This is a genomic window from Empedobacter sp. UBA3239, from assembly GCF_002362875.1.
GTDB lineage: Bacteria > Bacteroidota > Bacteroidia > Flavobacteriales > Weeksellaceae > Empedobacter > Empedobacter falsenii_B.
The window spans coordinates 1-23,312 of sequence record NZ_DEVJ01000034.1; the positions used below are offsets into that span (position 1 = coordinate 1).

The 23,312-nt window shown below is 31.7% G+C and carries 23 protein-coding genes; 18 read left to right on the top strand and 5 right to left on the bottom strand.

The window, feature by feature from the left end; translation table 11 throughout:
* Positions 1–141 precede the first annotated feature (141 nt).
* Both B4G36_RS04420 and uvrA read left to right on the top strand, forming a co-directional pair.
* Entirely contained in the window at positions 142–480 is a 339-nt protein-coding gene (locus B4G36_RS04420) for a hypothetical protein (protein ID WP_291058774.1), read from the top strand.
* 151 nt (positions 481–631) lie between these two features.
* Positions 632–3,436: an excinuclease ABC subunit UvrA gene (gene uvrA / locus B4G36_RS04425; RefSeq protein ID WP_291062304.1), complete on the top strand. Its 2,805-nt coding sequence runs from the start codon at positions 632–634 to the stop codon at positions 3,434–3,436.
* Between the two features lie 274 nt (positions 3,437–3,710).
* Here uvrA and B4G36_RS04430 read toward each other — a convergent pair whose 3' ends face one another.
* On the bottom strand, positions 3,711–4,292 hold the full coding sequence (locus tag B4G36_RS04430; RefSeq protein ID WP_291062306.1) for a DUF6642 family protein: 582 nt from the start codon (positions 4,290–4,292) through the stop codon (positions 3,711–3,713).
* A gap of 107 nt (positions 4,293–4,399) precedes the next feature.
* Between B4G36_RS04430 and B4G36_RS04435 the strand changes: the two genes are divergently transcribed.
* The 4 genes from B4G36_RS04435 (at position 4,400) to B4G36_RS04450 (ending at position 8,833) form a co-directional block, all read left to right on the top strand.
* Positions 4,400–4,582 carry a hypothetical protein gene (locus B4G36_RS04435; protein ID WP_291062308.1) on the top strand — a complete coding sequence of 61 codons (183 nt, stop codon included), beginning with the start codon at positions 4,400–4,402 and terminating at the stop codon, positions 4,580–4,582.
* Between the two features lie 16 nt (positions 4,583–4,598).
* Entirely contained in the window at positions 4,599–5,054 is a 456-nt protein-coding gene (locus B4G36_RS04440) for a class I SAM-dependent methyltransferase (RefSeq protein WP_291062310.1), read from the top strand.
* Between the two features lie 105 nt (positions 5,055–5,159).
* Positions 5,160–6,926: an AMP-dependent synthetase/ligase gene (locus tag B4G36_RS04445; protein ID WP_291062311.1), complete on the top strand. Its 1,767-nt coding sequence runs from the start codon at positions 5,160–5,162 to the stop codon at positions 6,924–6,926.
* 131 nt (positions 6,927–7,057) lie between these two features.
* Entirely contained in the window at positions 7,058–8,833 is a 1,776-nt protein-coding gene (locus B4G36_RS04450) for an AMP-dependent synthetase/ligase (protein ID WP_291062313.1), read from the top strand.
* A gap of 37 nt (positions 8,834–8,870) precedes the next feature.
* On the opposite strand, the gene B4G36_RS04455 is transcribed toward B4G36_RS04450, so the two are convergent.
* On the bottom strand, positions 8,871–9,257 hold the full coding sequence (locus B4G36_RS04455) for a hypothetical protein (protein ID WP_291062315.1): 387 nt from the start codon (positions 9,255–9,257) through the stop codon (positions 8,871–8,873).
* A 121-nt stretch (positions 9,258–9,378) separates the two neighbouring features.
* On the opposite strand from B4G36_RS04455, the gene B4G36_RS04460 reads away from it, so the two are divergent.
* The 11 genes from B4G36_RS04460 to B4G36_RS04510 all read left to right on the top strand — a co-directional run bounded on the left by B4G36_RS04460 (position 9,379) and on the right by B4G36_RS04510 (position 17,433).
* Entirely contained in the window at positions 9,379–11,142 is a 1,764-nt protein-coding gene (locus tag B4G36_RS04460; RefSeq protein ID WP_291062317.1) for an AMP-dependent synthetase/ligase, read from the top strand.
* Positions 11,143–11,227: 85 nt separating this feature from the next.
* The gene (locus tag B4G36_RS04465; RefSeq protein ID WP_291062319.1) at positions 11,228–11,761 is read left to right on the top strand and encodes an STM3941 family protein; all 534 of its coding nucleotides are present in this window, start codon (positions 11,228–11,230) and stop codon (positions 11,759–11,761) included.
* Positions 11,762–11,788: 27 nt separating this feature from the next.
* Positions 11,789–13,096: a DEAD/DEAH box helicase gene (locus B4G36_RS04470; protein ID WP_291062321.1), complete on the top strand. Its 1,308-nt coding sequence runs from the start codon at positions 11,789–11,791 to the stop codon at positions 13,094–13,096.
* A 13-nt stretch (positions 13,097–13,109) separates the two neighbouring features.
* Positions 13,110–13,406, top strand: a complete 297-nt coding sequence (locus tag B4G36_RS04475; protein WP_180906722.1) for a Dabb family protein — start codon at positions 13,110–13,112, stop codon at positions 13,404–13,406.
* A gap of 118 nt (positions 13,407–13,524) precedes the next feature.
* Positions 13,525–13,779 carry a type II toxin-antitoxin system Phd/YefM family antitoxin gene (locus B4G36_RS04480; RefSeq protein WP_291062324.1) on the top strand — a complete coding sequence of 85 codons (255 nt, stop codon included), beginning with the start codon at positions 13,525–13,527 and terminating at the stop codon, positions 13,777–13,779.
* Positions 13,780–14,037 (top strand): Txe/YoeB family addiction module toxin, encoded by a 258-nt coding sequence (locus B4G36_RS04485; RefSeq protein WP_221855067.1) that lies wholly within the window; start codon positions 13,780–13,782, stop codon positions 14,035–14,037.
* A gap of 136 nt (positions 14,038–14,173) precedes the next feature.
* Positions 14,174–14,935, top strand: coding sequence for a type I methionyl aminopeptidase (map, locus tag B4G36_RS04490; RefSeq protein ID WP_115000652.1), 762 nt, complete (start codon positions 14,174–14,176; stop codon positions 14,933–14,935).
* 6 nt (positions 14,936–14,941) lie between these two features.
* Entirely contained in the window at positions 14,942–15,241 is a 300-nt protein-coding gene (locus B4G36_RS04495; protein WP_291062326.1) for a hypothetical protein, read from the top strand.
* 215 nt (positions 15,242–15,456) lie between these two features.
* Positions 15,457–16,029, top strand: a complete 573-nt coding sequence (locus B4G36_RS04500) for a YceI family protein (RefSeq protein WP_180906725.1) — start codon at positions 15,457–15,459, stop codon at positions 16,027–16,029.
* A gap of 81 nt (positions 16,030–16,110) precedes the next feature.
* Positions 16,111–16,875, top strand: a complete 765-nt coding sequence (ygiD, locus tag B4G36_RS04505) for a 4,5-DOPA dioxygenase extradiol (protein WP_291062329.1) — start codon at positions 16,111–16,113, stop codon at positions 16,873–16,875.
* Between the two features lie 39 nt (positions 16,876–16,914).
* Complete coding sequence (locus B4G36_RS04510; protein WP_291062330.1) at positions 16,915–17,433, top strand: YceI family protein; 519 nt, start codon at positions 16,915–16,917, stop codon at positions 17,431–17,433.
* 52 nt (positions 17,434–17,485) lie between these two features.
* On the opposite strand, the gene B4G36_RS04515 is transcribed toward B4G36_RS04510, so the two are convergent.
* Both B4G36_RS04515 and B4G36_RS04520 read right to left on the bottom strand, forming a co-directional pair.
* On the bottom strand, positions 17,486–18,949 hold the full coding sequence (locus B4G36_RS04515; protein WP_291062332.1) for an alanine/glycine:cation symporter family protein: 1,464 nt from the start codon (positions 18,947–18,949) through the stop codon (positions 17,486–17,488).
* A 231-nt stretch (positions 18,950–19,180) separates the two neighbouring features.
* Complete coding sequence (locus tag B4G36_RS04520; RefSeq protein ID WP_291062334.1) at positions 19,181–21,523, bottom strand: ATP-dependent helicase; 2,343 nt, start codon at positions 21,521–21,523, stop codon at positions 19,181–19,183.
* A 195-nt stretch (positions 21,524–21,718) separates the two neighbouring features.
* On the opposite strand from B4G36_RS04520, the gene B4G36_RS04525 reads away from it, so the two are divergent.
* A complete protein-coding gene (locus tag B4G36_RS04525; protein ID WP_038331681.1) occupies positions 21,719–22,171 on the top strand; it encodes a Fur family transcriptional regulator in 453 nt (150 codons plus the stop codon).
* A 61-nt stretch (positions 22,172–22,232) separates the two neighbouring features.
* Here the strand turns inward: B4G36_RS04525 and B4G36_RS04530 are convergent, their stop codons facing one another.
* Positions 22,233–23,153, bottom strand: a complete 921-nt coding sequence (locus B4G36_RS04530) for a Dyp-type peroxidase (protein ID WP_291062336.1) — start codon at positions 23,151–23,153, stop codon at positions 22,233–22,235.
* Between the last annotated feature and the right edge of the window lie 159 nt (positions 23,154–23,312).

A 23,312-nucleotide genomic window follows, 5' to 3' on the forward strand; every position in this document is an offset into this window, starting at 1 on the left:
ACAAATGCACTACCGGTTATGATGATAAACATTTACTAAATATTTATGAATTTGATTTAAAGATAAAATACATAATGTTAAGTATTTGTAAATTGAATAACTTTTTTTATATATTTGTACATACAACACTAAAAACTACTTATGAATACATGTCTACAGTGCAACCAAACTCTATTTGGCAGAAAAGACAAAAAGTTTTGTAATGATTTTTGTCGAAATTCTTATAATAATAATCTTAACCGTGATAAAGTAGAAATTGTACGAAATATTAACAACAGATTAAGAAAAAATAATCGTATCTTAAAAACTTTATTAGAAGAAGGAGCTCGTTCGGTAAATAAAAACGAATTGAGTTTGAGAAACTTTGATTTTAAGTACATTACAAATGTAGATGAATCAAAAAATGGCACGATTTTTTATGTGTACGATGTTGGATATCAAGAGTTAAACGAAGAAAATTATTTATTATTTCAGGTATAAATTTTTATTTTTTTATTGAAAAAGCGCGTCAACATGTTGATGCGCTTTTATATTTTAACTAAATCTTTTCTTTTTTTATACGTTATATTTTATGACTAATTTTTGTTGCGATTAAGTTTAACTTTCTAAAATAACTTAACTTTGCGCCACGATGAAAAAAGATATCAATCAACTTGATCCGAAAGAATTTATTCTGATTAAAGGTGCAAAATTGCACAACTTAAAAAACATTGATTTAGCGATTCCAAAAAATAAATTAGTCGTGATTACTGGGATGTCTGGTTCTGGGAAATCTACTTTGGCTTTTGATACGTTGTATGCGGAAGGTCAGCGTCGTTATGTCGAAAGTTTATCGTCTTATGCACGTCAGTTTTTAGGAAAATTGGATAAGCCTCAAGTTGATTATATCAAAGGAATAGCGCCAGCAATAGCGATTCAGCAAAAAGTAAATTCTACAAATCCGCGTTCTACAGTTGGAACAACGACAGAAGTCTATGATTATCTAAAGTTGTTGTACGCACGAATTGGAAAAACATATTCACCGATTACAGGAGAATTAGTTCAAAAAGATTCGGTAACGGATGCGATTGATTATCTAAAAACTTTTGTGGCTGAAACTAAATTTATTCTTCAAATAAAATTGGTTGTGCCAGAAGAGCGTTCGTTTGCAGAACATTTGAATATTCTTCAACAGCAAGGGTTTACACGTTTGAGTGTCGATGGAAATCAAGTGAAAATTGAAGATTTAATTTCATTTAATTTCGAACCTCAACCCGAAAATGATGTTCATCTTGTCATTGATCGTATCGCTTTGCCAACAGAGGACGAAGAATCTTTTTATCATCGTTTGGCAGATTCTATCGAGACGGCTTTTTTCGAAGGAAAAGGAGAAATGGCGATTGTAAATGTAGAAGATAATTCGGTAAAATATTTCTCAAATAAATTCGAATCAGATGGTTTGATTTTTAATGAACCAACTATTCATTTCTTTAGTTTCAATAATCCTTATGGAGCTTGTCCAACTTGCGAAGGTTACGGGAAAGTAATTGGAGTTGAGGAGAATCTTGTCGTTCCAAATAAATCGTTGTCAATCTACGAAGATGCAGTTGTAGCTTGGAAAGGTGAGAAAATGGGCGAGTGGAAAAATCATTTTATCAAACTTTCTCAAAAAGTAGATTTTCCAATTCATAAACCATATTTTGAGTTATCCGAAGAGCAAAAAGACTATTTGTGGCACGGAGATAACGACTGGGAAGGATTAGACGGTTTTTTCAAAATGGTTGAGGAGAATACATACAAAATTCAATATCGTGTAATGTTGTCTCGTTATCGTGGTAAAACAACTTGTCCAACTTGTAAAGGAAAGCGTTTGCGTAAGGAAACGAATTACGTGAAAATTGCGGATAAATCCATCAATGATTTGGTTGATTTATCTTTGAATGAGTTGAATAATTTCTTTACAAGTATTACATTTAACGATTATGATCAGCAAATTGCGGGTCGAATTATTTATGAGATTAAGTCGCGTTTAACGTTTTTGTTAGATGTTGGTTTAGAATATTTAACGCTAAATCGTGCTTCGAATACGTTGTCTGGAGGAGAATCACAACGTATCAATTTAGCAACTTCTTTGGGAAGTAGTTTGGTTGGTTCGATGTATGTGTTAGATGAACCTTCGATTGGTTTACATTCGCGTGATACAGCCAAATTTATTACGATTTTACATCGTTTACGCGATTTGGGCAATACAGTGATTGTGGTAGAACATGATGAAGATATCATGAAAGCTGCTGATTATATCATCGATATTGGTCCAGAAGCGGGAACAAATGGAGGTGAAGTAGTTTTTGAAGGAACCTATGATGAATTATTAAAAGGTGATACATTAACATCTAAATATTTGAACGGAAAATTAGAGATTGAAGTTCCTAAAAAACGTTTAAAATCTCCTAATTATTTAAAAATTATTGGAGCAAGAGAAAATAATCTAAAAAATATTGATGTTAAATTTCCTCTGAACGAATTAACCGTTATTACAGGTGTTTCGGGGTCAGGGAAATCTACCTTAATGAAAGATATTTTAGCACCAGCGGTTCAGCGTTATTTTGAGATTTTTGGAAATAAAATCGGTGATTTTGATGAGTTAGTTGGAGATTTAAAACAATTGGAAGGAATTGAGTTAATCGATCAAAATCCAATCGGGAAATCTTCGCGTTCTAATCCTGTGACGTATGTAAAAGCTTACGATGATATCCGAAATTTATTTGCCAATCAGAAAGCAAGTAAAGTGATGGGATTTCAACCAAAACATTTTTCGTTTAATGTAGATGGCGGACGTTGTGATGCATGTAAAGGAGAAGGGACAATTACCATCGAAATGCAGTTTATGGCTGATGTAGAGCTGGTTTGTGAAGATTGCCATGGCGAACGTTTCAAGAAAGAAATCTTAGAAGTTAAATTCGAAGGAAAATCGATTTCAGATATTTTAAATCTAACAATTGATGAAGCAATTGACTTTTTTGCAACGCATCAGCAAAATAAAATTGTCGAAAAACTGAAATCATTGCAAGATGTCGGTTTGGGTTATGTAAAACTTGGGCAATCGTCGAATACACTTTCTGGAGGGGAGGCGCAACGTGTAAAGTTGGCTTTTTTCTTGACGAAAGGAGAAACAACAAACAAAACCTTGTTTATTTTCGATGAGCCTTCTACAGGTCTGCATTTCCATGATATTCAGAAATTGATTAAAGCATTACGTGCTTTGATTGATTTGGGACATTCAGTTTTTGTGATTGAACATAATATGGATATTATCAAAGTTGCCGATTGGGTGATAGATCTTGGACCAGAAGGAGGTAAGAAAGGTGGTTATTTGGTTGCTGAAGGTACACCAGAAGAGATTGTCAAAGTAAAAGAGTCCTACACAGCTCAATTCTTGAAAGAGAAATTGAAATAATAATAAAATCTCAAAAATGCAGATTGCTCCTAAAAAGTTAAACACTGTTTGAGGGCATTTTATGGTAATAAAATTAAAAAAATGATATAGCATTTATCTTAAAATACATAAATGAATTGTTTAAGTTTATATTAATGTAATTTTTTATACATTATTTTTAAGAATTAAATCTTGCAGTTTCTATCTCTATAATTTTAAATTGTATATAAGTGTGCACTTTTCATTTTAACTAAAGTATTAATATCTCCAAGTTTTTTGTGTAGTTAATTTAGTTTTAATGATATAATCTAAATCCTAATTTTAGGCATATATTGGCATGTCTATCAAACAATGCATGTACAAGCTCTTCTTCGTCATCAATTTCTTTGGCTAAACAAAAATAATATTGATCTAAAATTGTACTCAAAATCGGAGAAGGATTTACGTATCCAGATAAGGCCTTTGCCCCTGTAACATCAATAAAATATTGAAAACTTTCTTCTTCCAAATCTAAACTCATTGTATTTGCAAAATGAACAATTTTATCGGTTAGTTTTCCTTGAAAAATTTCTGCTACTTCTTCCAAACTATAGTAATAATCATCAATTTGAATTTGATTTCCTTCGCCTTCAAAAACTAAATAAATGATTTTATAATCTCTAAAATATTTATCATGATAAAGAAGATTGGTCAAACTTTCTTCGAAACCTTCAAAGCTATCAGTCGTTTTATAAACATTTGTAATCTGAAATTCTCGCGCCAAATGTTCCAAAAATTCCAATAATTGTGAATCATTTTGCTCTTCAATATCTGCTACAGATTCCAAACAAAACAATTTGAAATCATCTTCTTCTTCAGTTCGTATAATATCCTTCATCTATTTTACTATTTTTCAAAGATAAGATGTAATTTTTAAATGATTAAAATCACGTGTACAATGATTAATATTTATTAATTTAGAATTATTCTATATAAATAAATTTAATGAAAAATAATATTGATTTACAAAATCTTGCGGAACAATTGAGCTGTCCAAATGGAGACGATGGAATTGAAGTTGGTGAGCAAATAAATAAAAGTAATTTTGGAATGATAAAAACGACAATAGATCATTTACAATTACAAAATAAAGAACAAAATATTAGAGTTAGGTCATGGAAATTGTAAGCATTTACCTTATGTATTGAATCAAGCAAAGGATTTAGAATATATTGGTTTAGAACTTTCACAGGTCATGAAAAATAGTGCTATCATGAACAATTCTGATTATTTGAATGCAAATATTAGGTTTGAAATAATTATGGATGAAAGAATTCATTTTTATGAAAAACGTTTTGATAAAATTTTCACAGTGAATACAATCTATTTTTGGAAAAATCCTAAATTTTTCTTGAGTGAAATTTATAGAGTCTTGAAATTCAATGGGGAATTTGCTCTTACTTTTGCTAAAAAGGAATTTATGGAAACTTTACCTTTTACTCAATTTGGCTTCAATTTATACACAGAAGATGAAGTGATAAAATTATTGAAATCAGCTAAATTTTCTATTGAAAATAGAAAAACATTTTCAGAAAGTGTAATTAGCAAAGCTGGCGAAAAAGTTGAAAGAGAGTATAGTATAATTATTGCAAAAAAATAAAATGATTTTTATTGATAATAAACTTAATTTTTTTGAGAAAAGAATGAGTAAATAATTTCTAAAGTAGAAAGAATTAGTAGAAATTTGTATCCTTATTTCAAGAATATGAAACAACCACAAAGAATATTCGATTTACCTCGATTTCAAGAAAAAAATACACCTAACATTTCGATTTTTAATTACAAAGAAAAAGGAGAATGGAAGGGAATTTCGACAACAGATTTTATCAATCGAGTAAATAATATTTCGAAAGGTTTGATTGCAAATGGTGTTCAACCAAATGATAAAATTGCGTTAATCAGCGAAAATCGTTTAGAATGGAATTTAGTAGATTTTGCAATTCAGCAAATTGGAGCTGTTGTTGTGGCAATATATCCGAATATTTCGGATAATGATTACGAATTTATTCTAAATGATGCCGAAATTAAACTTTGTTTTGTGAGCAATGACGCGTTGTATCAACGATTATTAGGAATCAAAGATCGTATTCCAAATCTTGAACAAGTTTATACATTTAATACTTACCCGCATATACCAAATTGGATTGAGTTAATTTCGAAAGGAATTTCTATTTCTGATGATATTTTACAAACGAAGATGGACAATGTAAAATCTACGGATTTAGCAACTCTTATTTATACTTCTGGAACAACTGGAAACCCGAAAGGTGTTATGCTTTCTCACGAAAATTTATTGGCTGATGTCAATAGTTCCGAATATTCTTTTCCTGTAAAAGCGAATGATAAAGCGTTGTCCTTTTTACCTGCTTGTCATGCGTATGAGCGCGTCTTTCAATATGTGTACATCAAAATGGGCTTGCCAATTTATTTTGCGCAATCAATGGATACAATTGGGCAAGACATGAAAGAAGTTCAGCCACATATTTTTTCGGCTGTTCCACGTGTTTTAGAAAAAGTTTACGATAAAATCATGGCGACTGGAGAACAATTAACAGGAGTTAAAAGAGCTTTATTCTTTTGGGCAATTTCGTTAGGAGAACAGTATGATTTAGATGAATCAAAACTTTCTGCTTGGTATAAATTTCAATTAAACATTGCTCGAAAATTAATTTTTTCGAAATGGAAAGCGGCGCTTGGCGGTAATGTCAAAGGAATTGCATCGGGAAGTGCAACTTTACAAACTCGTTTATTAAAATTGTATTTAGCAGCCGGAATTCCAATTTACGAGGGTTATGGTTTAACAGAAGCCGGACCTTGTTTATCTGTAAATTGTATCAAACGTGGAATGAAAATCGGAACTGTCGGAATTCCTCTGATTGATATCGAAATTAAATTAGCTGAAGATGGAGAAATCTTAGCAAAAGGTAAAAATATCATGCAAGGATATTATAAAAATCCTGTAGCGACTGCTGAAGTTTTGAAAGATGGTTGGTTGTATACGGGCGATATTGGTGAATGGGTTGATGATAAATTCTTAAAAATTATCGATCGTAAAAAAGAAATGTTCAAAACTTCTGGAGGAAAATATGTTGTGCCACAACAAATTGAGAAAATTCTTTCCGAATCTAATTATATCGAACAAATTATGGTAGTTGGAGAAGGACGAAAATTCCCGGCTGCTTTGGTTATTCCTTCTTATGAAAACTGTATTGATTGGGCAAAAACAAATGAATCTTCATTGATTAATTTACCTCGTGAAGAGTTTTTAACACATCCAAAAATTTATGAATTGATAGGAAATGAGATCAACAAATTAAATATCAATTTTGGAAATTGGGAAAAAATTAAAAAATTTCATTTATTATCTTATGAATTTACAATTGAAGCGGGAGAATTAACACCAACTTTGAAGATGAAACGTAAAATCGTTTCAGAAAAATATAAAAAAGAAATTGACGGAATTTATCAATAAAAACATCAATTTTTTAGAAAAATAATGAAGCAAGATTTTTATTAATCTTGCTTTTTTCATGAAATAAAACTGATTTATGAAAATTTTGAACCAAATTTGCACTCTTTTTTATAAAGTTTAGTATTTAGAAAATGAATAATCCTACACGAATTTTTGACTTAGCTTATCGTCAACAAGAACTTTATCCCAATCATAATATGTTTGCAAGTAAAATAGATGGCGAATGGAAGTTTACAAAACCATCCGAATTTATTGCGCAAACAAGAGAAATCTCTAAAGGTTTATTGGCTTTGGGAGTTAAACCTGGCGATCGAGTAGGACTTGTATGTGAAAGCCGCTATGAATGGCATGTAATTGATTTTGCAATTCAGCAAATTGGTGCTGTTGTAGTAGCGATTTATCCAAATATTACAGATTTTGAATATCAATTTATTTTCAATGATGCAGAAATACAATTGTGTATTGTAAGTACAAAAAATTTGTATGAACGTATCAATAAAATGTTTGGCACAATTTATAGTTTAGAATACGTTTTTGCTATTAATGAGTTCCCAGATTCTCGAAATTGGTCAGAATTAAAAGAAATTGGAAAAGATATTACAGACGAATATGTAAATAACCTTAGTTCAATTGTCCGAAATTCAGATTTAGCAACTTTAATTTATACGTCTGGTACAACAGGAAAACCGAAAGGTGTAATGTTATCTCATAATAATTTGGTTTCGAATTTTATTGCGGCAAAAGAAATTGTAGTGTTAGAAGAAGGAACAAGAGGTTTGACTTTTTTACCGCCTTGTCATACATACGAAAGAACTGTAATTTATACTTATTTATATATTGGTGTAACGGTTTATTTCGCCGAAGGTTTTGAAAAAATTGGTGATAATATCAATGAAGTAAAACCTCATATCATGACTGCTGTACCTCGTGTAATGGAAAAAGTTTATGAGAAAATTCTGAAAACAGGTAGTACTTTAACAGGAAAAAAGCGAAAAGTTTTTGATTGGGCGATTGATATAGCTGCTCAATATGAGCCTGATGCGAAGAAACGATCTTTGATTTATAATGTGAAGTTAGCTTTAGCTCGAAAATTAGTTTTGAATAAATTTTATGAAGCGTTAGGAGGAAATTTCAAATATATTATTTCGGGAAGTACTTCGTTGCAAGGTAAAATTGCGCGTGTTTTCATGGCGGCTGGATTACCATTTTTTGAAGGATATGGAATGACAGAAACTTCGCCTTTAATCACTGTAAATAATCCTCACAAATTAGGTGTTCGAATAGGGACTGTGGGTTCACCAATAAAAGATGTTAAGGTAAAATTAGCCGAAGATGGTGAAATTTTGGTTCAAGGCCCTAATGTGATGATGGGCTATTATAAAAATCAAAAAGCGACCGATGAGGTCATTATTGATGGATGGTTGCACACAGGTGATATTGGAGTTTGGGAGGAAGGAGAAGGTCATTTCTTGAAAATTATTGATCGTAAAAAGGAAATGTTCAAAATTTCTGGAGGAAAATATGTGGTTCCTCAACCAATTGAAACAAAACTTGTCGAATCAAATTTTATTGAGCAAGCAATGGTTGTTGGTGATGCGCAAAAATTTGCGTCAGCTTTTATTGTTCCGAATTATGCAAATCTGAAAGAATGGGCAAAAGAAAATGCACCTGAAATTAGTAATCTTTCTCGAGATGAATTCATAGCATCTACAGAAGTTCATAAAGTAATTAATCAAGAAGTTCGTAAAGCAAATCAGTTTTTTGGAAATTGGGAACAGATTAAGAAACCAGCAATTTTAGCGCACGAATTTACGATAGAAGGTGAAGAATTAACTCCAACTTTGAAATTAAAACGTAAAGTTATTCTAAAGAAATATCAGAAAGAATTCGAAGAAATTTATAAATAAAAAAATCCCTCAATTCATCATGAGTTGAGGGATTTTTTTATGGATTCATTCTTTCTTTAGTATAACCACGAATCACAGTATAATTTACTTTTTCAATACTATCCATAAAAGAAGCGTTATCGGTATATATAATAAAATCTACTTTCTCTTTGATATTTCCATGAGTTTCAAATTCATTATAAAGTGAATTAACTTGAAGTTTACCATTATTCTCTCTTAAGAATAATTCAAAAAATGAATCATTTTCTCCTTTTGGAATAAAATAATTAGTTGGTAAATATTTACAATCACAATTATCAGTGCTCAAATAATAGTGTCCAGAACATTGTAATTCATATAGTTTAATATCTCCAATTATATAAGACTTTTTAAAATCAGAACTGCAAGAGTAAAATAATAAGAGAAGTAAAATTAGATATTTCATAATTGTAATAGTTATGACGAATATAATTCTTTTTAAGTTGAAGATAAAATTTTTGAAAAACTCATCATTTTACGTTATTTTCGACGAATTCTTTTCAAAATTACAAAACTATAAGTACGCTATGGAAGCAACCAGAATTTTTGATTTACCAAAACGTCAGCTGGAAAAGTTTCCTGATTTATCCATGTTTGTATCCAAACAAAATGGAGAATGGAAACCAATGAAAACCACAACTTTTTTAGAACATGTTGATGCAATCTCAAAAGGATTGATCGCTTGTGGAGTTCAGCCAGGTGAAAAAGTGGGATTAATCTCAGAAAATCGTGTCGAATGGAATATGATAGATTATGCGATACAACAAATCGGAGCTGTTGTGGTAGCGATTTATCCGAATATTTCTGACAGCGATTACGAATATATTTTTAGCGATTCGGCTATAAAATTGTGTTTTACAAGTAATCTCGATTTGTATACGCGAATCAATCAACTCAAAACAAAATTACCTTCATTAGAGCAACTGTACTCGATTGATGAATTTGGAAATACAGAAAGTTGGAATGTTTTAATCGAAAAAGGAAAAACAATTCAACAAGAAGAAATAGACAAACGTGCCGCAAATGTAAAGCACGAAGATTTAGCTTTTTTAATCTATACATCAGGAACAACGGGAAATCCGAAAGGCGTGATGTTGTCGCATAAAAATATTATTGCAGATGTTATTGCTTGCGAATATTCAACACCACTTGATCCTTATGATCGTGCTTTGACCTTTCTTCCTGCTTGTCATGCGTATGAACGAACGATTCAGTATTTGTATGTTTACATGGGAATTTCTATATATTTTGCACAATCGATGGAGAAGATTGGCGATAATTTAAAAGAAATCAAACCGCATATGATTACGGCTGTTCCTCGTGTGATTGAAAAAGTTTATGAAAAAATCATGCAAACGGGAGCTCAATTATCAGGTTTTAAGAAATCTATTTTTGATTGGGCTGTAAAAGTTGGCGATGAGTTTGTGTTAGAAGATGATCAGCGTTCTGCAAGTTATAATTTGAAATTAACAATTGCTCGAAAATTAGTTTTACACAAATGGTACGAAGGACTTGGAGGCGAATTAAAAGCCATTGTAACGGGAAGTGCAGCGATTCAACAACGAATTGTTCGCGTTTTTTTAGCCGCTGAAATTCCAATTTATGAAGGTTATGGATTGACAGAAGCTTCGCCAGTAATTGCGGTGAATTGTTTTCGTCGAGGGAAAAAGATAGGCACTGTAGGACCTCCGTTGAAAGGTGTTGAAGTAAAATTGTCCGATGATGGCGAAATTTTAGTAAAAGGTGATATTGTGATGATGGGTTATCATAATTTACCAGAAAAAACTGCCGAAGAAATCAGAGATGGTTGGTTATATACGGGGGATATTGGAGAATGGGTTGACAATAAATTCTTAAAAATTGTTGACCGTAAAAAAGAGATGTACAAAACTTCTGGAGGGAAATATATTGTTCCGCAACAAATAGAAATGAAAATGGTAGAATCGCCATTCATCGAGCAATTGATGGTTGTTGGAGAAGGAGAGAAGTTTCCTGGTGCTTTTGTAGTTCCGAGTTATACAAATCTCAAAAAATGGGCGCAGTCAAATACTCCAGAAATTGTAAATCTTTCTCATGATGAATTCCAGAAAAGTGATGTTGTCAAAAAGAAATTAGAAGATGAAATCAATCAACTGAATAATCATTTTGGACATTGGGAGCAAATCAAAAAGATTGCAATTATTCCAAATGAAATGACCGTAGAAGGTGGAGAATTAACGCCAACGTTAAAATTTAAACGTAAAATTATTTTAGAAAAATACAAGAAACAATACCAAGAAATTTTTGGATAATTAATAAGAGTCTCAGTTTTTTGAGACTCTTTTTTATAACCTTTAATTAAGATTAAAATCTATATTTTTGTAAAAACAAAATCAGTTGAATTCAGTTAAAGTTTATGCAAAACAAACAAGCAATTGGGGATTATTATTCGGTAGTCTTTTATTTTTTGCTTGTTCAATTTATTTATTTCTAAACGCCAATCAAGTTAATTCTCCGCAAACTGCAAAAATTTTAAGCGGAGTTTTATTTGTTCCAAGTTTACTATTCATCATCGTTTCAATCAAAAAATTGATGAAAAAACAATTGATTTTATTGATTGATAAAAAAGGAATCGTTTACAAACCTACGGATCATTTGAATTATATTGAATGGGGAAAAATTTTGGAAATTGAAGAACTGAAATTGCCTCGCCAACGTGTCATTAATATAAAAATTATTGATGCAGACGATTTTATCCATAACGAAACGCAGAAATTCTTACAAGCACGTATGAGATTTTGGAATAAAATCTATGGCGCTGTTGTTTCGTTTGATGGAAATACATTAGATAAAAATCACTTCGAAATCATGAATCTTTTTGATGAATTTATGGAAGATTATAAGATTTCTACAGCTTCAAAAAATGATTAATTCGAAAGAATAGACTATTTTTGCAGCATGCAAATCGATTTACTTTATAAAAATTTGGGCATCAAAGATATGAATGCAATGCAACGTTCAGCATTCAAAATGTCCGAAAATCAACGAGATTTAATTTTATTATCACCAACAGGATCTGGTAAAACATTGGCGTTTTTATTTCCGACTTTAAGAGATATAAACCCAAATATAAAAGGTGTTCAAACCTTAATTTTAGTTCCTGCTCGTGAATTAGCTTTACAAATCGAATCAGTTTTCAAATCGATGAAATCTGATTATAAAGTAACGTGTTGTTATGGAGGTCACAATACAAAAGTTGAGCAAAATACTTTGTTAGAAGCTCCAGCTGTATTAATTGGGACTCCAGGACGTATTGCGTATCATTTGCGTAATGAAAACTTTGATCCTTCGACTGTTCAAACTTTAATTTTAGACGAGTTTGATAAAGCGTTAGAATTAGGTTTTCAAGAAGATATGAGTTTTATTGTTGAGCAACTTTCTGGTTTGAAACAACGTATTTTGACTTCTGCTACAGAAATGGAAAACATTCCAGAATTTGTTGGATTGAATGACGAAAAAATTGTGAGCTATCTAAAACAAATCGAGGTAAAGCCTGATTTACATATGAAAGTGGTTAACACCATTTCAGAAGAAAAATTGGATACTTTATTTAATTTGATTTGCAAAATTGGAAGCAAACGCATGTTGATTTTCTGTAATCACCGTGATGCTGTCGACCGTATTAGTAATTTGTTGCATGAAAAAGGAATTGCGCGTGAAAGTTTTCATGGTGGAATGGAACAAGACGAACGCGAACGTGCGTTACTGAAATTCAGAAATGATTCGGTTCGAGTTTTAATTACAACAGATTTGGCTGCGCGTGGTTTGGATATTCCAGAAGTAGATTCGATTATTCATTATCAATTACCTGCAAAAGAAGCCGCTTTTATTCACAGAAATGGGCGTACAGCACGTATGAATGCGAAAGGTTTTGTGTATTTAATTATCAGTAATGAAGAACATTTCCCATTTGTAGATGAAAATTTACCTATCGAAAATTTAGGTGGAACATATAAAATTCCTGAACGCACACCTTACCAAACTATTTATATTTCTGCAGGAAAAAAAGACAAAGTAAACAAAGTTGATATTGTTGGATTTTTATTTAAAAAAGGAGGTTTGGAGAAAAACGATGTCGGAATTATTGAAGTAAAAGATACTACTTCGTATGTTGCAATTAACCGTAAAAAAGTTCCAGATTTATTGAAAAAATTGAACGGTCAAAAAGTAAAAAATAAGAAAGTAAAAATGCAAATTGCATACTAAAAAATAGAATTTTATGTTAGCACACCACGTATTATTTTGGTTAAAAGACGACGCTACAGAAGCTGAAGTGAATACATTTCATCAAGCTTTGAAAGATTTAGAACCGATTGCTCCTTCAGCATTTTTTCATGTTGGAACACCAGCAAATATCGAAAGAGATGTTATCGACGCTTCGTATTCGTTTTCTTTGTTTGCAGCTTTCGAAACGATGGAACAATTTGAGACGTATCAAAAACATCCACAACATATCGAGTTTTTGAATGGTCCAAATAAATTAGCAAAACGAGTATTAATCTATGATGCAGATTAATCGTTAGAAAAATATAAACTTAAATCCGTCAATTTGACGGATTTTTTTATTTTTAAAACTTTGTTAATCAGGTTTATTTATAACTAATTATATTTTTTTTGTACAAAATATTGTACATATGTTAATAACAAGTATTTCTGAATTTAGAAAAGATATGAAAGAATATTTTGATCGTGTGACGAATAATTTTGAAACATTGATTATTAATCGTGGAAAAAATTCTGGTGTTGTTATTATGTCATTAGAAGAGTATAATTCGCTAATGGCTACGAATCATGAGCTTTCTTCTCGCAAAAATGAAGAGCGTTTGGATGCTGCAATTGAGAAATTAAAAACTCAGAAAACGTTTACAAAGGAGTTAATTGAAGAATAGATGAAAATCGTTTTTGTTGATGAATCATGGGAAGATTATTTGTATTGGCAAAAAACAGATAAATCTAAATTGAAAAAGATCAATGAATTGATTAAAGGTATTGCTCGAAATCCTTTTGATGGTCTGGGGAAACCAGAAGCTTTGAAACATAAATATGCAGGATTTTGGTCGAGAAGAATAGATCATGAACATCGGTTAATATATCGTGTTGTAGAAGATGAAATTCAAATTGCGAAATGTCGTTTTCATTATGATTGATATACTTCTTTATCAATCAACAATATAATCTATCATACAATAATCACGAATTTCTATCAAAATAAGCAAATAATCGTTACAAATACCCGTAAATTTGCAAATGATTTCTGAAAAGGAAATCAATAGAATTTAAGCAATGATTATAGAGACAGAAGAAGAGTTAATCGGAATGAAAAAAGTCAGCGAAGCTGTAGCCGTTACTCTTAAAGAGATGAAAGATTATGTAAAACCTGGAATGTCAACAAAAGAATTGGACGATTTTGGAGCGAAGATTATGCACAAATTTGGTTGCAAATCAGCTCCTTTCGAGACGTATCAATTTCCTGGTTATACTTGCTTAAGCGTGAATGAAGAAATTTGTCACGGAATTCCAAGAGCCGATAAAATTTTGAAAGACGGAGATGTGATTAATATTGATGTTTCTGGAGAATTAGGTGGTTTTTGGGCTGATAATGGAGGTTCTATTGTTGTTGGAGAAGATGTGAATGGTTATCAAAAAATTGTTGATGCATCTATTTCTGCGCTTCAAAAAGCAATTGCGGCTGTAAAATCTGGAGTTAAAATCGCTGATATTGGTGGAATTATTGAGAAAGAAGCAAAAAAACATCATTATCATGTGATTGAGAATTTAACTGGTCATGGAGTAGGGCGTTCATTGCACGAAGAACCATTGGATTTGATGAATTTCAGAGACCCTGATGATAAACGTCGATTCCGTAAAAATTCAGTTATTGCATTGGAAACTTTTATTTCAGAAAATTCTTACGAAGCAATTGAGCAAGCGGATGGTTGGACAATGATAGGAAATGCACCTGGCGTTTTTGCACAACACGAACATACTGTTTTGGTTACTTCTGAAGGTCCTATGATTTTGACGCACATGAATGGTAATTGGTAAAATTATATGAAGAGAAACGAATATATTAAAGTAGATCGCGAAGTGGTCAAAAAAATGAGCGAAGATATTCAGGCTTATTTAACAGAAAATAAGTTGGAACGTGTAAAAACGAAGGATATGATGCCTTTCTTAATTGAAAAAGGATATTTTCCTCACGATCGTAAAAAAGGATATCCTTTACGTCAGATTCTAACAGATTTGAAAAAATCGGAAGAATTACATTTACTACCACAAGCATTTCCAGAATATTTGGAAGTCGAGAATAAAAAAACATCTATCTACTGGTATTTTAGTCCAGTAAAATAATATTAAACACTTCTATTGAAGTGTTTTTTTATTGTTAACGAATTCAAAATCTTTACTTTTTGGAATGTTAATTGATACAATTTTATCGTTTATTAGATGAAAAATAAAGCTTTTTAATTTCTTATCTTATGTCAATGAAATCTCGCTGATGACTGAGTTAAATTTGTCCTATCAAAATAAATAATTAATTAAAAACAATCAAATAATCATTCGTTATGAAAAAATTATTATTCACGTTAATGTTATCAGCAGCTTCAATGTCTGCATTTGCTCAAAATTATACAAATGATAAAGCGCACTCAAAATTAGGTTTTTCTGTTTCTCACATGACAATTTCTGATGTTGAAGGACAATTCCAAAATTTTGATGTTCATTTAAACTTTACAAAAGAAGATTTAAGCGATGCAAAATTTCATGTAGTTGCAGATATCAATTCAATCAATACAGGAATAGAGGCACGTGATAATCATTTAAAATCAGCAGATTTTTTCAATGCAGCAAAAAATTCAAAACTAGAATTCTCTTCAAAAGGAATTACACGTGTTAAAGGAAATCAATTTAAAATGGTTGGTGATTTAACATTAAACGGAGTAACTAAACCAGTAGCATTAAAATTAGTTTACAACGGAAGTATCAACAATAACGGAGTTAAAACGTACGGATTTACAGTAAAAGGAAATGTAAAAAGAAGTGATTTTAATATCGGTGGTAATTTCCCAGAAGCTGTTGTAGGTGATGTTGTTACCTTAACATCTAACTTAGAATTTGCAGCTCCAAAAGCTAAATAATAATAAATAAAATATACTATAAAAATCGTGGATTTCAATACGTTAAAATCTATAACTTCAAGTTTTTCTATAACTGATAAGATGCCAGTTTTATTTTTAGGACATGGCTCTCCGATGAATGCAATCGAAGAAAATATTTTTGTAGAAGGTTGGAAGAATATTGGAAAAACAATCCCAAAACCAAATGCAATTATTTGTATTTCGGCACACTGGGAAACGAAAGGAACTAAAGTTACGGCTTTAGAACAACCCAAAACGATTCACGATTTTTATGGTTTTCCACAAGCTTTATTCGATGTTGAATATCCAGCACCAGGAAGTCCTGAATTGGCTACAAAGGTCAAAAATTTAATTAAAACAACAGACGTCGATTTAGATAAAATGTGGGGATTTGACCACGGTTCTTGGAGTGTGATTAAATTTTTGTATCCAGAAGCAGATGTTCCGATGATAGAACTGAGTTTGGATGTTTATAAAACGCCAAAAGAGCATTACGAATTAGCGAAGGAATTAGACGCTTTGCGTAGTAAAGGTATATTAATAGTAGGAAGTGGAAATGTTGTACACAATTTGAGAGCATTAAATTGGAGCGAGCCAAATGCTGGTTATGATTGGGCTTATGAAGTGAATGATACATTCAAGAATTTTGTTCAAAAAGGTAATCACGATGAATTGTTCAATTTTGTACAAAAAGGTAGCGCATTTAATCTTGCTGTCCCATCTATGGAACATTATTTGCCAGCTATTTACGCATTAGCATTACAAGGAAAAGAAGAGGAAGTAACACTTTTTAATGACAAACTAATTTATGGATCATTAGGAATGTTATCATTCAAAATAGGATAAATAAAATCAATTTAAATAACAAATAAAAAATAAAACATTATGGCAACAAAATGGAATTTAGACCCTTCTCATTCAGAAGTCCAATTTAAAGTAAAACACATGGTAATTTCTACAGTAACAGGAAATTTTGATCATTTCAATGCTGATGTAGAAGCTAATTCAGATGATTTTTCTGATGCAAAATTTGAATTTGATGCAAAAGTAGATTCAATCAATACAAAAAATGCAGATCGTGATGAACATTTAAAATCAGCTGATTTCTTTGCTGCTGAGCAATTTCCAGAAATGAAATTTGAAAGTACTTCAGGTATTCAAAACGGAAAAATTAATGGAACTTTAGAAATTCGTGGTGAAAAACAGCCAATTACATTAAATGCAGATTTTGGTGGAGTTATCACTGATCCATGGGGATTACAAAGAGCCGGATTCGAATTTTCAGGAGAAATTAATCGTAAAGATTACGGATTAGGATGGAGCCAAGTAACAGAAGCTGGAGGATTAGTGGTTTCTGATAAAGTAAAATTATTGGTGAATTTAGAGTTTACTCAAGCCCAATAATCATAATTTTTAATAGCAAAAAAACCACTTCAAAAGAAGTGGTTTTTTTGCGTTATTTATTTTTGTTCTCCCAAAAAGTAGCATTTTTAATTCCGATTTCAGTAGGATTGAAATCAGGATTTTTAATTCCTTTTTTACGTTTGTCTTTATAATCTTTCCAGACTTTAAGCCCAACTCCGCTTAATAATAAAATAGCAATAACATTTACCCAAGCCATCAGACCAACACCAATATCTCCAATTGCCCAAGCAGTTTCAGCAGTTTTGATTGTTCCGTAATACGTAGCACCTAAAAAACAAACACGTAAAATCCATACATATACTTTTCTATTTCCTTTCTTGAAAATGTATGTAATATTCGTTTCAGCATAATAGTAATAAGCCATAATCGTTGTAAAAGCAAAGAAAAACAAAGCAATTGCAACAAAACTATTTCCGAATGAAGGAAAATGACTTGAAACAGCAGCTTGCGTAAAACCTGTATAATCTACTCCAGGAAGATTTTGAGTAATGAAACTTCCCGCTTTTTCTGGGTGATTCACATTGTATTTTCCTGTAAATAAAATCATAAAAGCAGTTGCTGTACACACAAATAATGTATCGATGTAAACAGAAAAAGCTTGTACCAAACCTTGTTGTGCAGGATGGTTTACTTCCGCAGCCGCAGCCGCATGAGGAGCAGTTCCTTGACCAGCTTCGTTAGAATAAATTCCACGTTTTATTCCCCAAGCAATTGCAGATCCAAAAACACCACTATAAAGTGATTCTTGATTGAAAGCTGATGAAAAAATTAATCGTAAAACTGATGGAACTTGATGGATATTCATTCCAATAATAATGATTGCCATTAAGATGTAAGCGCCTGCCATAAAAGGAACGATAAATTCAGAAGCTTGTCCCAAACGTTTTACACCTCCAAAAATAATCAAGGCTAATAATCCAATAATGACGAATCCTACAATGTTGATTGGAATACCTACAAAATTATAAATAGGAATATCAAACGCGTTATTCAAAGCAGATGAAATACTATTCGACTGAACGCCTGGTAATAATAATCCACAACTCATAATTGTAATGATTGCAAACAAAACTGCGTACCATTTGATTCCTAAACCTTTTTCGATGTAGTATGAAGGACCTCCACGATATTCTCCATCGATTTCTTGCTTGTAGACCTGTCCTAATGCAGATTCTATGAAAGCAGATGCACTTCCTAAAAATGCGATAAACCACATCCAAAAAATTGCTCCAGGTCCTCCCATTGCGATTGCGGTTGCAACGCCAACAATGTTTCCGGTTCCGACACGACCAGAAATTGCTAAAGAAAAAGCTTGGAAAGGAGTGATTCCTTTGTCCGATTTTTCTCCACTAAATAGCAAGCGAACCATGTCTTTTATGTAGACTATTTGTAAAAATCCGGTGCGAATAGAGAAGTAAATTCCTGTTAAAGCGCAAAGTCCAATCAAGGCATATGACCAGACGTAGCTACTTATTAGATTGATGATATCATCCATTTGAGTAAAAAATTTTTGTTCTTGTGTTTATTTTTGGTGCTAAAATGCTAAAAAAATCTTAATTATAAGATTTAATCTGTTTATTTATTCGAAAAAATAAATACAAGCAAGAATTTTATTCTAAATTTTGAAGATATATTATTTAAACCTTTAGTTTGATAAAAGGTGTGTAATTGGTTAAATACAAATAAAAAAGGTTACAAATTACTGTAACCTTTTTCTGTTTTTTTATTATGATCGGATGATTTTTAATTTTGCAAAATTTAAGAGTAATTTTTTTTCTCCTGCATTATCAAAATGAATAATTGCTTTCATATCTGATGGTTCTCCTTGCAAATCTTTCACAATTCCTCGTCCAAAACGATCGTGAATGACAACTTGACCAATTTGCAAACCTTGTGCATTTGCTGTTGATGAAGCGTTACTTTTTGTTTGATTTACTGGTTTGAAATTTGACCTTGGTTGAGCTGGTTCTACACGAGCTCTTGGATTTGGTCTTGCAACTGATTTTTCTCGTTGTTGATAGTTTTGTGGTGTTGGTTCATCTCCAAATAAATCAGCCGATAATCCACTATTATTAGAAGCTCTTGCAGAAATATTCAGATTTTTCCATTCTAAGAAACTATCATCAATTTCTTCTAAGAAACGAGAAGGTTCACAATCGATAATTTTTCCCCAACGAAAACGTGAAACAGAATAGGTCATATAAGCCACTTTCTCAGCGCGCGTTAAGGCAACATAAAATAAGCGACGTTCTTCTTCTAACTCAGCGCGCGTGTTAACACTCATCATAGAAGGGAAAAGATTTTCTTCTAAACCTGCAATAAATACAACAGGGAATTCTAAACCTTTTGCTAAGTGGACCGTCATCAAATTGACCTTATTATCTTCATCTTCTTCGTTATCCGCATCAGTTGCTAAAGCAATATTTTCTAAGAAACCTCCTAAAGAAGCATCTCCTTCGTCTAATTGTTGTTGTTCTTCTACATAACCTTGGATCGAATTTAACAACTCTTGAACGTTCTCTAAGCGAGAAACACCTTCTGGTGTAGAATCTTCTTTCAACGCATTCAACAATTGTGTTGTTTTAGCCATTTCCATCGTCACTTCGTACACATCATGTGATTTTAGCATCACTTGGAAACGCTTAATCATCAACACAAAATCATTCAATTTGTTTGATGTTCCTGCATTTATTCCAATGGTTGGAGCATACATCGCAATATTTTCAATCAAAGAAAATAAACTAATTTGATGTTGATCTGCCGCAACCAAAAGTTTTGAAATAGTCGTTTGACCAATTCCACGCGCAGGATAATTGATTGTTCGCAATAAAGCTTCTTCATCATTTTGATTAATCAATAATCGCATATAACCAACCATATCCTTAATCTCTTTGCGTTGATAGAAAGATGTTCCGCCATAAACACGGTACTGAATTCCTCTTTTTCTTAAGGCTTCTTCTAACGCACGAGATTGAGCATTGGTACGATAAAGAATAGCAAAATCTTTTGGTTGAAGATGTTCATTGATTTGTCTTTCCCAAATTTGCGTAGCAATATAGCGCGCTTCATCAGCATCAGAAAGTCCACGATAAACGGCTATTTTTTCACCAGTTTCATTTGCAGTCCAAACATTTTTTTCTAATTGATCTTGATTTTGTTTGATAATCTGATTTGCAGCTTCCACAATCATTTGTGTCGAACGATAATTTTGTTCCAATGGATACAATTTCGCGTCAGGATAATCTGATTTGAATGATAAAATATTTCGAATATTTGCTCCACGGAAAGCATAAATAGATTGAGCATCATCTCCAACTACACATAGGTTTTCGTAACGAGAAGCCAATGCTTTTACAATCAAATACTGAGAATGATTGGTATCTTGGTACTCATCTACCATAATGTATTTGAAACGTTCTTGATATTTTGCTAAAACCTCGGGAAAACGCGTCAAAATTTCGTTGGTACGCAACAATAAATCATCAAAATCCATTGCACCAGATTTGAAACAACGATCTACATAAGCTCTGTAAATATCACCCATTCGAGGGCGCATTGCTTCATTATCTGCCTCAATTAAAGCTTGATTATTGTGGTAAGCTCTAACTGTAATCAAGTTATTTTTGTATTGAGAAATACGTCCCAAAACTTGTTTTGCTTTGTAAATATCTTTATCTAAATGCATTTCGTTAATAATCTTTGTCATTACAGAAACTGCATCTTGTTGATCGTAAATTGTAAAATCTGATGGATAACCTAAAAGCGGAGCTTCAACACGTAGAATACGCGCAAAAACAGAGTGGAAGGTTCCCATCCAAAGTGCTTTTGCATTTGCTTCACCAACCACATGTCCGATACGTTCTTTCATTTCTCGGGCAGCTTTATTGGTAAATGTTAAAGACAATATATTGAAAGCATCAACTCCTTTATTTAGTAAATGAGCAATGCGATAAGTTAACACTCTCGTCTTTCCAGAACCCGCACCCGCAATTACCATTACTGGACCTTCGGTAGCTTCTACAGCCAAACGCTGTGGTTCGTTCAGTTTTTCTAAATAATTTTCTTCCATCGTGTGCAAAGTTAACCTTTGTGGTGTAAAGGATAAAATAATTTTGAAAGATTATACATTTTCTTATATAGATATATTGTTAGTTATGCGTTGTTATAAAGATTTACTATCAAGAGATAGAAAAAACGTACGAATTGAAAGTTGTTTCGTTACATTGATAAGGAAATATTCTGTATATTTACACAAATTTTTTATATGACAGACGAATCAGTAAAATCAAGTAATTACGAAATAGTAAAGCAAGTGTTTACGAATTTTTTGGAAGACAATGGACATCGTAAGACACCTGAACGTTATGCTATTTTAGAGGAAATTTATTTTACAGATGATCATTTTGATATTGATATGTTGTATATCAAAATGAAAAATAAGAAATACCGCGTTAGTCGTGCTACTTTATACAATACTATCGAGCTTTTGATGGAAGCAAAATTGGTGCGTAAACATCAGTTTGGAGATCAACAAGCGCATTACGAAAAATCATATTTCGACAAAAATCATGACCATATTATTTTGTCTGATACAGGAGAAGTATTGGAGTTTTGTGATCCAAGAATCCAATCTATTAAACAAACGATAGAAGATATTTTTGATATCAAAATTGATAATCATTCATTATATTTTTACGGAACTCGTAAGAATAAATAACCTTGATTTTATAAAATCAAAAGACCTTTTACGATTTCGAAAAAGGTCTTTTTTGTTATTTTTAATTAGAAAATTGATCTAACAAATCAAAAGAAGGAACAAAAAATAAAGTTCCAGTTTTAGCTTTACTAAAATCTAATATTCGATCATAGTTTCCGATAGGTTCACCAACAAACATACGTTCTAACATTTCTTCTACAATGCTAAATTTTCTGGCATAAGCGATAAAATAGGTTCCCATTTCATTTGTCGACATATTTCCAAAAGGCATATTATCTCGAACAATTTTTTTATCATCTCCAACATTTGCTAATGCAGAATGTGAATTCGAAGGTTTTTCATCGTCATTCATTTCAATATCATCAACTTTAGATCTTCCAATTACTTTTTCTTGTTCAGAAATTGGTAAATCTTTCCAAGCTTGCATATCATGAATGTATTTTTGCACAAATAAATAACTTCCATTTGTATAGGCAGAATCTTCATTACCAATCAAACCAAAATTTATTCTTTCGTCACCTTGTGGATTTTCAGTTCCATCGACAAAACCTAAAATACTACGACCATCCCAATATCTAAAACCATGAATTTCTTCTTGACAAGTTGCAATATCATTCAATAAATCAGTCAAATTAGAAACAATATCAACGCAATAGCTTTGTTGCGTAGAGCGGATATGAAAATGAATATCACCTTTTGTAGAAACGGCTTCATGCTTTTCTCCTTTAATAGCAACAAAAGGTTTCAATTCTTTTGGCAAAGGTTTTGGTAAATTTAATTTTATCCAAGCATCGTAACTAATTCCTAAAATAACGCTCGATTGCGTTTTTGGAAAACGTGTATTGGCTGAATGATTGAGATTGATAATTAAAGCACAAAGCTTTTTGAAAGCATCTTTGTAAGCAGTATTTTCCTTGAAATTCCAAACCATAAAAATAGTATTGGTGTTTGGACTGTCTAATACATTTTGATATTGAGGCATTTAATAGATTTATAAAATTGAATATGAAGTTAAGAATTTTAAAACTGAATTTAATAAATAATAATTATTTTTTTTGAATCAAAATATGACTTATAAATATATTATATTGAACAAGAAGTGCATTTAGTTAATATTAACTTTTAAGTTGTTAATATTTCT